General features: G+C 70.4%; 9 protein-coding genes. 5 read left to right on the top strand and 4 right to left on the bottom strand.

From position 1 onward, the window contains the following. Positions 1 to 299 precede the first annotated feature (299 nt). A complete protein-coding gene (locus ACGFX9_RS25280) occupies positions 300 to 1,157 on the top strand; it encodes a helix-turn-helix domain-containing protein (protein WP_393476171.1) in 858 nt (285 codons plus the stop codon). Between the two features lie 227 nt (positions 1,158 to 1,384). After that, the gene (locus ACGFX9_RS25285) at positions 1,385 to 1,594 is read left to right on the top strand and encodes a DUF397 domain-containing protein (protein ID WP_393476174.1); all 210 of its coding nucleotides are present in this window, start codon (positions 1,385 to 1,387) and stop codon (positions 1,592 to 1,594) included. Between the two features lie 119 nt (positions 1,595 to 1,713). Here ACGFX9_RS25285 and ACGFX9_RS25290 read toward each other — a convergent pair whose 3' ends face one another. Then, entirely contained in the window at positions 1,714 to 2,577 is an 864-nt protein-coding gene (locus tag ACGFX9_RS25290; RefSeq protein WP_393476177.1) for a hypothetical protein, read from the bottom strand. 82 nt (positions 2,578 to 2,659) lie between these two features. Between ACGFX9_RS25290 and ACGFX9_RS25295 the strand changes: the two genes are divergently transcribed. Both ACGFX9_RS25295 and ACGFX9_RS25300 read left to right on the top strand, forming a co-directional pair. After that, complete coding sequence (locus tag ACGFX9_RS25295; RefSeq protein ID WP_393476180.1) at positions 2,660 to 3,451, top strand: SDR family oxidoreductase; 792 nt, start codon at positions 2,660 to 2,662, stop codon at positions 3,449 to 3,451. Between the two features lie 288 nt (positions 3,452 to 3,739). Beyond that, on the top strand, positions 3,740 to 5,320 hold the full coding sequence (locus ACGFX9_RS25300) for a sodium:solute symporter family protein (RefSeq protein WP_393476183.1): 1,581 nt from the start codon (positions 3,740 to 3,742) through the stop codon (positions 5,318 to 5,320). A 70-nt stretch (positions 5,321 to 5,390) separates the two neighbouring features. On the opposite strand, the gene ACGFX9_RS25305 is transcribed toward ACGFX9_RS25300, so the two are convergent. Both ACGFX9_RS25305 and ACGFX9_RS25310 read right to left on the bottom strand, forming a co-directional pair. Continuing rightward, on the bottom strand, positions 5,391 to 6,509 hold the full coding sequence (locus ACGFX9_RS25305; protein WP_393476186.1) for an ADP-ribosylglycohydrolase family protein: 1,119 nt from the start codon (positions 6,507 to 6,509) through the stop codon (positions 5,391 to 5,393). Positions 6,510 to 6,678: 169 nt separating this feature from the next. Beyond that, complete coding sequence (locus ACGFX9_RS25310; RefSeq protein WP_393476189.1) at positions 6,679 to 10,020, bottom strand: tetratricopeptide repeat protein; 3,342 nt, start codon at positions 10,018 to 10,020, stop codon at positions 6,679 to 6,681. 206 nt (positions 10,021 to 10,226) lie between these two features. Here ACGFX9_RS25310 and ACGFX9_RS25315 point away from each other — a divergent pair, with 206 nt between their 5' ends. Next, on the top strand, positions 10,227 to 11,627 hold the full coding sequence (locus tag ACGFX9_RS25315) for an FG-GAP-like repeat-containing protein (RefSeq protein ID WP_393476192.1): 1,401 nt from the start codon (positions 10,227 to 10,229) through the stop codon (positions 11,625 to 11,627). 18 nt (positions 11,628 to 11,645) lie between these two features. On the opposite strand, the gene ACGFX9_RS25320 is transcribed toward ACGFX9_RS25315, so the two are convergent. Then, on the bottom strand, positions 11,646 to 14,279 hold the full coding sequence (locus ACGFX9_RS25320; protein ID WP_393476195.1) for a bifunctional FO biosynthesis protein CofGH: 2,634 nt from the start codon (positions 14,277 to 14,279) through the stop codon (positions 11,646 to 11,648). Positions 14,280 to 14,313: the final 34 nt, after the last annotated feature.

Raw genomic sequence — 14,313 nt, forward strand, 5'->3', positions numbered from 1 at the left:
CAGTAACGAAACCGCAGTACCCGCAACAGCAACGCCGCACCGCAGTCCCCCAGACCCGGTTCGGGAGCCGCTGGGCCGCGCGGGGCACTGGCACCGGACCGTCCGGACGACGACACCGGTACCTCCGCCCCGCGCGGCCGCACATCTTGGCGCCGCACAGCCGGACCGCACCCCTCACACCGACGCCTTCGCATCGCATTTCAACATCGGCTGTTTCCCAGCGGTGCGCGACGCGTTGGTGGCACTCTGCTGAACAGCAGATACGCAAAGTAGAGGCATGTAGTCGGAGGTGCACGTCCGTGGCGTCCAATGTCAACCCCACCGTCCGGCGACGCCGGTTGGGCCAGGAGCTCCGCAGGCTCCGTGAGCTCAAGGGCATGACGGCAGAGGAGGTCGCCGAGCGTCTGCTGGTCTCGCAGTCCAAGATCAGCCGCCTCGAGAACGGCCGCCGCTCGATCAGCCAGCGCGATGTCCGCGATCTCTGCGGGGTGTACGAGGTCGAGGACCACCGCATCGTCGACTCGCTCATGCAAATGGCCAAGGACTCCCGCCAGCAGGGCTGGTGGCACTCCTTCGGCGACATCCCGTACAGCGTCTACATCGGCCTGGAGACGGACGCGGCGTCCCTGCGCGTCTACGACCCCCAGGTCGTCCCGGGCCTGCTCCAGACCCGTGCGTACGCCGAAGCCCTCATCACCGGCGCCCTGCCGGAGACCACGCCGACGGACATCGAGAAGCGCGTCCAGGTCCGCGTGCGCCGGCAGGAACGAATCAGTGCCCCGGAGAATCCGTTGCGCCTGTGGACCGTCCTCGACGAGTCCGCGCTGCGCCGCGTGGTCGGCTCCCGGCATCTGATGCGCGACCAGCTCGAGCATCTCGTGGAGCAGTCCCAACTGCCGCACGTGACCGTCCAGGTGATCCCCTTCGAGATGGGCGCGCATCCGGGCCTCAACGGCCAGTACGCGATCCTCGAATTCCCGGACGCCGCGGATTCCAGCGTGGTCTACATCGAGGGCGTCACGAGCGATCTCTATCTGGAGAAGGCGAACGACGTCCAGCAGTACAGCGTGATGTACGAGCATCTGCGGGCACAGGCCCTGAATGTGGATCAATCACGCCAACTCATCGCGGAGATCGCGAAAGACTACGCACGCTAGGGCTCCGGCCGCGTATGCGACCGCCTCGCGCGGGCGGGCGCCGCACGGTACACCTACCTCTCGGCGAGGCGGAAGACCCCACTGGAATATGCCATCCGGTTGAGTGAACGCTCCCTTCACTCGGCGATGTTGGCGAGTAGCGTCATTCACGCCATCAAGCACCACCTGGTGGCACAGCCGCTCTTCGCGGCGTTCGCAACTCACCGACTGGGCGAACCGGAGTAACCATGGCAATTCATCAGGGCGCTACGAATACGTGGGTCAAGTCCTCGTATTCCACGGGAAACGGCGCGTGCGTAGAGGTCAAGTCCCCGCTTGTGACGGCGATTTCGGTCAGGGACTCCAAGGTCACCGAGGGCCCCGTCCTCGCCTTCCCCGCCGATTCATGGCGTGCGTTCGTGTCCGAGGTCGGCCGGGAGACCGCACACCTCGACTGATACGAGCCAGTGAGAGAGATCAACAACCGCATATGAACCACCGATTGAGCCCTCTCGACTGGCCCGCCGTCCCGGCCGAGGGGGCTCGGCTCTGTCCTGACGAAGCTCGGGGGAACCCGCTACCGCAGTTGATCGACGTACGTATCGGTCCCCGGCACCGTCGGAACGAACGGCGCCACCAGCTCCACCCGCCCGAGCCCGGACTCCGCCACCGCATCGGGCCTGCCCGCGAAGTGTTCCTCCCAGCACTCCCGCGGATCGGCCTCCAGGAACCACAGCAGCGTGAGCCGCGTATCCACCCTCTCGACCTGCTTCACGTACGTCATCCGGTCCCCCGGCAGCGGCGTCGGCCTGAAGATCGTCACCATCGCGGCCGGTGAGTCCTGAAGCACGCGAGGCAGCTGCTTGGCCCGCAGCCACTCCAGCAACTCGGCCCGCCGCTGCGCCGATTCGGCGTCGATGACCTCAAGGACAAGACCCCGGTAGGGGTGGTCGAGGGCGTGGAAGTCGCGGGGCCCGGCCGCACCGTCCCGATAGACGGTGGCCTCGTGGTCCTGGAAGGCCGTGAACACGTGGGTGCGGTCGCGATAGACCCGCCCGTCGCGGTTGAGGCGCTTGTTGATGCCGACGGTCCACTTCATGTGGTCGTCGTAGCGGCCCTCGGTGACCCAGTACGTGGAGAGGTAGCAGCCCGCGGTCACGGGCTCGGCGACGGCGGACTTCTCGGGGCGGCGCAGGAGCTGGAGTTCGCGGGGTGCGACCCAGCGGCGGCCCGCGTACATCCAGGGCATCGCCATCGCACCGGCGTAGTAGTGGTCGTCCTCGTACCAGCGGTTGTAGGCGTACTCGTGGCCCGGGTGCGGTTCGACCATGGTGATCAGGGCGTGGCCCGGGCGCACTCCGTACGGCCCGACGCCGGCCAGCTCCCCGTACACCTCGCTGCGGGTGTCGTCACGCGTGTCCTCATGACTGTCGTCGCTCATGTGTCCCTCCCCTTCCTTCCTCCGGTGGACGCCCATACTCTGACGCCCTGTCAGCAAAACTGCCAGAGCCGGGAGGCGCCCCATGCCGTCGCTCCTCGAAGGAAAGACCGTCGTCGTCTCGGGAGTGGGCGCCGGGCTCGGACATCAGGTGTGCGCGGCCGTCGTACGCGACGGGGGCCGCGCCGTGCTGGGGGCGCGTACGGAGGCGAACCTCGCCAAGTCGGCCGCGGAGATCGACCCCGAGGGCGCGCACACCGCGTATCTGCCGACCGACATCACGGACGAGGCCCAGTGCGAGGCCCTGGCGGCGCTGGCTCATGAGCGCTTCGGCGCGATCGACGCGGTGGTCCATGTGGCCGCCTGGGACAGCTACTTCGGGGGTGTGCGGGACGCGGACTTCGCGACCTGGCAGCAGGTCATCGACGTAAATCTGCTCGGCACGCTGCGGATGACCCGGGCCTGCCTGCCCGCGCTCAAGGAGCGGGGCGGCGGCTCGGTGGTGTTCATCGGCACGCAGTCGGCGATCGCGTCACCCTCCCAGGTGCGGCAGGCGGCGTACGCGGCGTCGAAGGGCGCGCTGACCTCGGCGATGTACTCCCTCGCGCACGAGGTCGGGCCCGACCGGATCCGGGTCAACACGGTGCTGCCCGGCTGGATGTGGGGCCCGCCGGTCGAGGCGTACGTCCAGTTCACCGCGCACACCGAAGGGGTCCCGGAGGCGGAGGTGCGGGGGCGCCTCGCGGAGCGGATGGCGCTGCCGGAGCTGGCCACGGACGGGGATGTGGCGGACGCGGCGGTGTTCCTCGCGTCGGACAGGGCGCGGGCGATCACGGGGCAGTCGTTGCTGGTGAACGCGGGGGAGCTGATGCGGTAGACGCCGCCCATCGGAGCTGCCGGAACACTGCGCGGCTGTACGGGACTTGGGTCCCGTACAGCCGCTTTTGCATGTTTCTCAAACCCGCTGCCGTGATCAGAAATGTGAACCGAGGTCAGCAAACAGAACGATTTTACCCCCTCTTGACTACACGGGCGGTTGTCCGCGACACGCCCCCGAACCCACGATGAGCGGGCACTTCAAGGCCGCCACGTCCGTGTGTCACGAAACTGGCGAAGTGCACGGCATTTCTGCGCAGTTCACAAGGCGGACCCCTGGAGGGGGCACATGAACAGTCTCGACTGGGCCGTGCTCATCGGCTACTTCGGCGTGATGGTCGCGATCGGCATCTGGTCGCACAAGCGGGTGGACAACGTCAGCGACTTCTTCACCGCGGGCGGCAAGATGCCCTGGTGGCTGTCCGGCATCTCGCACCACATGTCCGGCTACAGCGCGGTGATGTTCACCGGGTACGCGGGCATCGCGTACACCTACGGCGTCACGTCCTTCATCACCTGGTCGTTCCCGATCGCTCTCGGCATCGCCATCGGCTCGAAGCTCTTCGCACCCCGCATCAACCGGCTCCGCTCACGGCTGCACGTGGCCTCGCCGCTCGAATACCTGAAGAACCGCTACAACCTCCGGACGCAGCAGGCGCTCGCCTGGTCCGGGATGCTCCTGAAGATCGTGGACGTGGCCGCCAAGTGGGCCGCCATCGCCACCCTGCTCTCGGTGTTCACCGGCATCTCGATCAACCAGGGCATCCTGATCACCGGCGTGATCACCGCCGTCTACTGCACCATCGGCGGCCTGTGGGCCGACGCGCTCACCGAGCTCGGCCAGTTCATCATCCAACTCATGGCCGGTATCGCCATGTTCATCGCCGTGGTCGCCAAGCTCGGCCCCTACGGCGGCTTCTTCGGGGTCTGGGACGAGCCGGAGCTCGCGGGCCACGGCAAACCACTGGTCGGCCCGTACGGAACGATCTTCCTCCTCGCGTTCCTCTTCATCAAGCTCTTCGAGTACAACGGCGGCATGCTCAACCAGGCCCAGCGCTACATGGCCACCGCGAACCCGAGGGAGGCCGCTCGCTCGGCCCGGCTCTCGGCGATCCTGTGGCTTGTCTGGCCGGTCGTCCTCTTCTTCCCCATGTGGATGTCGCCGCTCCTGGTGGACGCGCAGAAGCCCGACGGCTCCGACTCGTACGCCCTGATGACCGAACAGCTCATCCCGCACGGCCTGTTGGGCCTGGTCATCGTCGGTTTCTTCTCCCATACGATGGCCATGTGCTCCTCGGACGCGAACGCGATCGCCGCGGTGTTCACACGGGACGTGGCGCCGGTGATCTCCAAGCAGGCCAGGCGCTGGAACGAACGCTCGGGTCTGATCGCGGCGCGCCTGACGACCGTGATCTTCCTCGGCCTTTCCATGGCGGTGGCCACGCAGGTCAGCTCGCCGACCTTCAAGGACATCATCACGGTCGTCATCAAGTGGGTGGCCGGACTCATGGGTCCGATCGCGATCCCGATGATGCTGGGTCTGCTGCGTACGTTCCGCAAGTCGGGCCCGACCGCGGCGCTGACCAGCTGGTCGATGGGTCTGCTCGCCTTCTGGCTGGTCAACTACCCGATCAACTGGAACGTCGAGGGCGGGGTGCCGCTGGAGTACCAGGTCTCGATCCCGCTCGCGGTCTCGCTGATCCTCTACATCCTGGTCGGCTATCTGAAGCCGGAGGACACTCCGGAGCGGGACGCGATCATCGAGATGATCAATACGGACGACGACGGTTCGGCGGGGGCAGCGGCTGTTCCTCCCCCGGCGGAGCCGCAGGACGAGGTGCTGGACTCGGCTCGGCGCCCGTTGCCGTAGATCACCGGCTTCGCCGTAGTTCGTCCTCAAACGCCGGACAGGCTGGTAACTGCCTGTCCGGCGTTCGCGTTCAAGCCCGCGGGTAGCGAGCCAGCCACCCCGGTGACGAGAGCGCCGGACCGTGCAGGGCGGGCCCCTGTGTCATCTCCATGGCGAAGTCGTCCGCGAGCTCCAGCATCGTGGCCCGCCCCTCCAGTTCGGTGAGCCAGGCGGGCGGCAGCGCGGTCTCCCCGTGCAGCGCCCCGAGCAGAGCCCCGCACAGCCCCCCGACGGCGGCGGACGGCCCTCCGTGGTTCACGGCGAGGCGCAGCCCGTGCCGGATGTCCTCCCCGACCAGGGCGCAGTACACGGCCCCGGCGAGCACGCCCTCCGCGGTACCTTCCCCCACCAGCTCCTCCACCCGGGGAGGAGCGGGCATCCCCTGCCGTACGGCACCCAGCGCGTGCTTCAGCGCGTCGCTGACCGGCTGGTGACCTGGCCGGGCGGCAAGCAGCGCGAGCGCCCGCTGGATGGCGCCGTCCAGGGATTCCCCACGGGCGAGCCCGTGTACGAGGATGGTGTGCGCGCCGGCGGCGAGGTACGCGGTGGGATGCCCGTGCGTCTGCACGGCGCACTCCACGGCGAGCTGGAGCACCAGCTGTGGCTCCCACCCGACCAGGAGCCCGAAGGGGGCGGACCGAGCGAGGGCTTCGGCCCCCCGGTCCTCGGGATTCTTGGGGGCCTCAAGGGTCCCCATGTTCTCGTCCCCGAGCCCCACCAGGCAGGCGCGGGCCGGCGAGCGACGGGAGTAGAGCCACTCCTCGCGGGCCAGCCATCCGTCTTCCTTGCGCCGCTCGTCGGGGCCCCAGTCGCTCTGGGTGGCGGCCCACCGCCGGTAGGCGCGGTGCAGGTCGGTCGGCGGATGCCAGGCGCCGGTGTCGCGCCGCACCTGGGCGCGTATGAGTCCGTCGACGGTGAAGAGGGTGAGCTGCGTGGCCGCGGTGACCGCGCCGCGCCGCCCGTGCGCGACAGCGGGCTCGGTGAGCCCTTCGGCCCCGTGCGCCTCACGTATCTCTTCGAGGTCCAGGGCGTCGACGGGCGCTCCCAGCGCGTCGCCGACGGCGGCTCCGAGCAGCGTGCCGCGCACCCGGCTGCGGAAGTCCTGCTGCTCGGCACGGCCCCAGACTCCGGTAGCTGCTGCGGTGCTCACGGCACCTCCTCTCCTGGCTCGCCCCCTGCGCTTCCCGCACTTCTGCGCAGCACTGTAATCGACCGGGAACGGTCGGTTCAGGGTCGATGCGATTTCGAAGGAGACGCCCTTCAGATCACTTTTGACCGGCCTTCACCAGGGCTTTCAGGGATCTCCGCAGCCCGCTCCCCTACGCCACGGGCCCCGCCCACCGCTCCTGAAAGGCGTCCCGCGCCGCCACCACCCCGGCCAGGCGTGGGGCCAGGCGGGATCGGTCCGCGCCGGGGGCCTGGAGGACTTCCGTCAAGAGGTCGGCCGCTTCGGCCAGGTCTTCCCAGTCCACTTCCGGCGCCCGCGCGGCCAGCACTCGCTCCAGGGTGGCGTCGAGTGCCGTCCAGTCGGCCATGGCCGCGTGGAACACCACGCCCAGGCAGTCGCGCGGGCCCGGCGGCAGATCCTCGGTTCGCCAGCAACGGGCGGCCTCCTGCCACAGCGGGCGGGCCGCGGTCGTCCCCTCCGTGCCGCCGGCCGTCAGCGCGAGGGCCAGCGCCCCCGCCGCCGCGTCCCTCGCACCCAGCGTCCGCGCCGCCTCCCGCGCCCGGTCCCACCGCCCCGTCATGCGGTACGCCTTGCCCAACTCCTCGGCGTCGTCGGCTTCATCGGCCTCCAGCACAGCCAGCGCCCGCTCCGGGTCGCCGGTCCACAGGTGGATTTCGGCAGCCTTGCGACGCGCCCACCCCGGGTCCTCCCCGGCCTCCGCGTAGCGCGCCACATCGGCAAGGGCCTGCTCCCAGCGGCCGGCGGAGAGGCACAACCGCGCACGCGTGATGACCGTCCAGGCGTCGTCCGGCTCCTCCTCCACGGCACGGTCGAGATCCGCCGACGCCTCCGCGTACAGGCCGAGGCTGTGCAGCACAGAGCCGCGCAGGACGCGCGCCGTCCGGAAGTCGGGGTTCAGATCGAGCGCCCGGTCAAGACCGGAGCGGGCCTCCTCGTAGCGCTCCAGATCGTTGAGTGCCGCGGCGCGTTGGTACAGGACCCAGTCGTTGTCGGGCCAAAGGACGCCGGCCCGGTCGGCGTCGGCGAACGCGCTGTCGTAGTCGGACAGGGCCCGCTTCACGTTCGACCTGCGGACCCACGCCCAGGCATAGGACGGATGGAGGTCGATGGACCGGTCCAGGTCGGCCAGCGCCTCCTCCAGCCGCCCGAGATCGTCCAGCAAGGCACCCCGACTCGCGTACGCCGACGCGTACGCATCGTCGAGTTCGATCGCCCGGTCGTACTCCGAGAGAGCTTCCTCGGGCCTCCCCGCGAGCCGCAGGGCGTCGCCCCGCTCGCAGGCCATGAACGCCGACTGCGGGGCCAGCAGGACCGCGCGGTCCAGGTCCGCCATCTGCTGTGCGTGCTCCCCGCGGGAGCGTCGCACCCGAGCCCGCCGCGCCAGCGCCCACGCGTACTCCGGGTCGAGTTCCACCGCCCGGTCCAGGTCCGCCAGGGCCTCCTCGTCCTGGTCGATGCTGTACTGGGCGGCACCCCGGGACGCCCAGGCGAACGCATCCGCCGGCTGGATCGCGATCGCCCGGCCCAAGTCCCTGATCGCCTGCCCCCAGTTGCCGAGGAGCCGGTGGAACTCGCCCCGCAGCCGCAGGGCCCGCCCATAGTCAGGGGCGACGGCGAGGGCCCGGTCGAGCTCAGTGATCGCGGCGGCGTGATCACCCTGCAAGGCACGGGTCGACCCCCTGCCGTAGTAGGCCCTCGCCAGCTCCGGATCCAGGCCGACAGCCCGGTCGTACTCGGCAAGCGCCGCCTCGTACGCCCCGCTGTTGCGCAGGTCACGCCCCCGCAGCATCCGTGCGACCGCCTGACCCCGCGCGTCGAACCCGGCACGGTCGGCGAGCAGCCCCAGCGCGTCGACGCAGTTCTCGCCCAGCGCGGCCAGCAGGTCACGACCCCACTTCCCGGCAGCCGCCGCCCCGGCGTCCTCCCCCGCGTCCACCAGGACGCGCGCCCAGCGCCTTGCCACGACCTCGCCCTCGTCACAGGCGTCGACGACATCCCGCAGGACGGCCGACAACGCACCCCGCTCCCCCGCACACAGCAGGTGATACGACTCCGCCAGCCTCAACTCCCGCCACGGCTCGTCCTTCCACAACTCCGAGTCCGCAAGGCCCGCTTCCGCCTCCGCCCGCCACCCGGCGAACGTCTCCGCCAACCGTCCGTGCACCTCCGCCCACCCCCGCGGCGACCCGTTGCGCTGCGAGCGAAGCATCGGCGCCCGCACCACATCGTGGTACTGCACCCGGTCACCCCGGTCGCTCACGAACGGCAGCCCCCGCAGCCACCCGAAGAGGCCCGGCACCTCCGCCTCCGCGCAGATCCCCTCCACCGCCGTCCGGAACACGTCCGCGTCAAGCCGCCTCGGCAGCGCGCACGCCAGCGCCACGGTCCGCCGTACGGGATCCCGCTCCCACTTCAGGAAGCGCTCCACCGCTGTGGCGCTGGGGTCGCCGACGTCGTCCGGGGCGGCGGGCCTGCCCTCGGCGAGGGTGGAGACGAGGACGGGCAGGCCGCCGGAGAGCCGCAGGACCTCCTCCACCACCGGCTCCGCCACCACTCCCTTTCCGGCGAGCAGCCCCCGCGCCTCCAACTCGGTGAAGGGGCCCAGCGGGACGTCCATGACGAAGTCCCCGTAGCCGCCCCAGCGGGCCGTGTCGAAGGCCTGCTGCCCCGCCGTCACCACGACCACGTTCGCGGGCAGCGCTCCGTGCCGGTCGGTGAGCATCACCTCGTGCAGCCAGCTGTCCAGGAACGGCGCCGTCCTCTCGTACGTGTCGAAGAAGAGGACGATCCACGGTGCCCCCTTCGCCGCCTCGGTCAGCTCGTTCAGGAGAACCGGCGTGAGGACCCGCTCCGGGGCCAGGACGAGCTGGACGTCGTCCTGGCTGCCGAGGCGAGCGCTCAGACCGGCACGCAACCAGTCAGCCCCCTGCGCGAGTTGGGCCGGGTCCACCGCTCCCGCGAAGGCGCCCACTCCGGGCAGAAGCCCGAGTCCGACCAGGCTCGCGCGGGCTGCCGTCATGCTGCCGGTGGAGGGAGCGGGCGGGGTCGCCGGGCCAGGTTCCCGCCCGGCGTCGAACATCGCCGCCGCGGACGCCGATTCAGCTTCGTGGCGACGCTCGCGGTGGGCCGTCAGAAGCCGGTTGAGGTCCTTGCATCGGCGTCCCTGCAGAGCGAATTGAGCGCTGATCGCCGCCATCGCCTCCGGCACGCTGCCGACTGCTTCATCCACGTACGCCGTCAACGCGCCGCGCTCGCGCGCCAGCTGCTCCCACTCCCTCACCAGCGACGTCTTCCCGACGCCTCCGATGCCGTGCACATGGAACAGGAAGCGGTGCCGGTCGTCGTGCGGCGGTACGTCGAAATTGGCTCGGAACGCATCGAGTTCACCCCGGCGGCCGACGAAACCCGCCCGCCTTCGGCGACGTATCAGCTCCTGCATGGACGGCTGATCCGACCCGGCCGACGATGCCACCACAGGCTCTCCACCCTCCCCCGCGAACCCGACTGCCCTGCCCTGCGCACAGTGTTCCACCGGCCCCGGGCCGCCGGGCCGAAACCGTACGGCCGAAACCGGAAGGTAAATGTCCGGGCCCGGTAACAAGAACCTGTGGTGTACAACCACTCGCCCCAGGCACCTGTCTTCCCTTGTGTCACAGAAGTTTCCCCACAGGAGGACAAGTGCGTCGCTCACTCATAGCCGCCGTCGCGGTGACCGCCCTCGCGACCCCGTTCGCCATCGTGGCCACGGCAGGTTCCGCCGCCGCCGCTCCGGCCGCCGCGACCAAGCCCGTGACCGACTTCAACCATGACGGGTACGCCGACCTCGCCGTCTCCGCGTACCGCGGCGCCGTGAACGGCACGTCCGGCGCCGGCTACGTATCGATCGTGTACGGCTCGGCGTCGGGCGCCGACACCGCGCACGCCAAGCGCATCGACCGCACCACCGCCGGCGTACCCGGCGACCCCGAGGAGGGCGGCAGCTTCGGTGCGAGCACCGAGGCGGCCGACCTGGACGGGGACGGATACACCGACCTCACCGTGAACAACGGCGCCAGGCACGTCGTGATCTGGGGCTCCGCGAACGGCCTGACCCAGGGCACCGAGCTGTCGGGCGACTACGTGAACGAGCTGAAGGCCGGCGACTTCAACGGCGACGGCAAGACCGACCTCGTCGCCAACTCGCAGAGCACCCTCACGGTGAACTACGGCCCGTTCACCCGTGACGGGAAGCCCGCCTCCACCTCTTCCGTCGAGAACGGCGACGACGGCCCCCAGGACCTCATGGTGGGCGACGTCACCGGTGACGGCGCCGACGACCTCGTGACCGGCCACGCCATGGAGGAGATGCAGCACTCCTCGCGCCTGTGGAAGGGCAGCAAGGACGGCCTCGCCAAGACGTCGACGCCGACCAAGAAGTTCACGACGAACGGCGTCATCGCCGACGTGGACAAGGACGGCTACGGCGACCTCGTGGCCCGCGAGGTCGACGAGGTCTCCGAGATGCAGGTCTACGACGCGGGCGCCGTCCGGGTCGTCTACGGCTCCGCGTCCGGCTTCTCCACCCGCACCGCGAAGATCACTCAGGACACGGCAGGCGTCCCCGGCGTGGGCGAGCAGGGCGACCCCGACCTGAACGACAAGGGCGACCAGTTCGGCTACTCGCTCTCCGCGGGCGACGTCACCGGCGACGGCTACCCGGACATCGCGGTCGGCGTGCCCGGTGAAGACGTCGACTCCGCCGGGGACACGGGCGCCGTCGTACTCCTCAAGGGCGGCGCGAACGGCCTGACCGGCACCGGCGCCCAGGCCTTCAACCAGACCACGGCCGCCGTCCCCGGCGTTTCGGAGTCCGGCGACAACTTCGGCACCGAGGTCAAGCTCTCCGACGTGAACAAGGACGGCCGCGCCGACCTTACCGTGGGCGCCCCGCTGGAGGACGGCACGACCAAGGACTCCGGCGCCGCCTGGCTGTTCCGTGGCTCCAACTCCGGCCTGACGACGACCGGCATCACGTCGTTCAGCCCGTCCTCGCTCGGCACCCCGGAGGCGGGCGCCCGGTTCGGCGGCGAGCTCGCCTGACCCCGCCCCCGGTGCGACTTACTCCAGCACCGGAAGCAACTCCGGGAGGTGGCCGTCCGACGCGGCGGCCGCCTCCTGGCGCTCCTGGGACACCTCGCCGTACAGCGTCGTACGCGGCTTCGCCGGACGCCCGGCCTCCTCCGCGATCGCGATCAGGTCCTTGACCGAGCGGTACGAGCCGTAACTGGAGCCCGCCATACGGGAGATGGTCTCCTCCATCAGCGTGCCGCCCAGGTCGTTCGCGCCGGACCTGAGCATCTCCGCCGCGCCCTCCGTACCCAGCTTCACCCAGCTCGTCTGGATGTTCGGGATGTACGGGTGGAGCAGCAGCCGCGCCATCGCCATCACCGCGCGGTTGTCGCGGGTGGTCGGGCCCGGGCGCGCGATGCCCGCCAGATAGACCGGCGCGTTCGTGTGGATGAAGGGCAGCGTGACGAACTCCGTGAAGCCTTCCACGCCCTTGGACAGGGCGTCCTGCTGCATCGCGGCGAGCGTGCGGAAGTGCCCGAGCCAGTGCCTTGGCTGGTCCACATGCCCGTACATCATCGTGGACGAGGAGCGGATGCCCAGCTCGTGGGCCGTCTTCACCACCTCGATCCAGGTGGCCGTGGGCAGCTTGCCCTTGGTCAGGACCCAGCGCACCTCGTCGTCGAGGATCTCCGCGGCCGTGCCGGGGATCGAGTCGAGGCCCGCTTCCTTCGCGGCGCTGAGCCAGTCCCGTATCGAAAGTCCCGTGCGCGTCGCGCCGTTCACGACCTCCATCGGCGAGAAGGCGTGCACGTGCATGCCCGGCACGCGCTCCTTCACGGCCCGCGCGATGTCGAAGTACGCGCTGCCGGGCAGGTCCGGGTGGATACCGCCCTGCATGCAGACCTCGGTGGCGCCGACCTCCCAGGCCTGCGCGGCCCGGTCGGCGACCTGGTCCAGGGAGAGCGTGTAGGCGTCGGCGTCCGTGCGGCGCTGGGCGAAGGCGCAGAAGCGGCAGCCGGTGTAGCAGACGTTCGTGAAGTTGATGTTCCGCGTGACGATGTACGTGACGTCGTCGCCGACCACCGACTTGCGCAGGTCGTCCGCGACGGAGCACAGCGCGTCGAGCGCGGGGCCGTCCGCGTGCAGCAGCGTCAGGGCTTCGGCGTCCGTCAGGCGCGTCGGATCGTCGGCGGCCGTCTTCAGGGCCGCCCGTACGTCGCCGTCGATGCGGGAGGGGACCATGCCGGGCGCGGCCTGCTCACGCAGGGCCTCCCAGTCGCCGTACACCTCGTCGAAGTCGTCACGCCGGTCCGATGTGCGGCCGGTGGTGTCGATCGTGCGGTGCAGGTCGGTCCGGCCGGACGAGGCGACGTACCCCTCGTCGGGCTCCTGCCAGGGCAGCCCGCTCGGCCGGGCGTCCTCGTTCGCAAGGCCCGTCTCGGGGTCGACGAGCGCGCGCACGTGCGGCAGGAGGCGCGGGTCGAGCCAGGGCTCGCCGCGCTCGATGAACTCGGGGTAGATCGTGAGCCGTTCGCGCAGCGTGAAGCCCGCGGCCGCGGTCTTCTCGGCGAGCTCGTCGATGTGCGGCCAGGGGCGCTCGGGGTTCACGTGGTCGGGCGTCAGGGGTGAGACGCCGCCCCAGTCGTCGATGCCGGCGCCGATCAGGAGGGCGTACTCGGCGTCCACCAGGTTCGGCGGGGCCTGGATGCGGGCGCTGGGGCCGAGGATGTGCCGGGCCACCGCGATGCACGCGGCGAGCTCCTCCAGCTCGGCGTCCGGCATGCCGCGCATCGCCGTGTCCGGCTTGGCGCGGAAGTTCTGGACGATGACTTCCTGGATGCCGTGGTACGAACGCTGGGTCGAGCGGAGGCGGAAGAGGGCGTCCGCCCGCTCCTCGTACGTCTCGCCGATCCCGATGAGGACGCCGGTGGTGAAGGGGACGTTCGAGCGGCCCGCGTCCTCAAGGACCCGCAGCCGGACGGCGGGCTCCTTGTCGGGCGAGCCGTGGTGCGGGCCGCCCGGCTCGCTCCACAGCCGTGTCGCCGTCGTCTCCAGCATCATGCCCATGGACGGCGCGACGGGCTTGAGGCGCTGGAGGTCGGTCCAGGTCATGACGCCCGGGTTGAGGTGCGGGAGCAGGCCCGTCTCCTCCAGGACGCGGATCGCCATCGCGCGGACGTAGGCGAGGGTGTCGTCGTAGCCCTCCGCCTCCAGCCACTCGCGGGCCTCGGGCCAGCGGTCCTCGGGCCGGTCGCCGAGCGTGAACAGGGCTTCCTTGCAGCCCATTTCGGCGCCCCGCCGCGCGATGTCGATGACCTCGTCCGGCGAGAGGAACATGCCGTGGCCCTCGCGCCGCAGCTTGCCGGGGACGGTCACGAAGGTGCAGTAGTGGCACTTGTCACGGCACAGCCGCGTCAGCGGGATGAAGACCTTCTTCGAGTACGTGATGACCCCGGGCCGCCCCGCCGCCGCGAGCCCCGCGTCACGCACCCGCGCGGCCGACGCGGCGACGTCCTTGAGGTCGTCGCCGCGCGCCTGGAGCAGCACGGCAGCCTCGGCGGTGTCGAGCGCGACCCCGTCCCTGGCGCGTTTGAGCGCGCGCCGCATGGCGTTGGCGGTGGGCCTTGCGGGCGCTTGGGCCGGCCCCTGGGGTGCTGAGTCCTGCGGCGCGCTGTTGGTCATGACTCCGAGCATACGAGCGAGCGCCGACAGAAAC

The sequence above is a fragment of the Streptomyces sp. NPDC048436 genome (assembly GCF_043200355.1).
Taxonomy (GTDB): domain Bacteria; phylum Actinomycetota; class Actinomycetes; order Streptomycetales; family Streptomycetaceae; genus Streptomyces.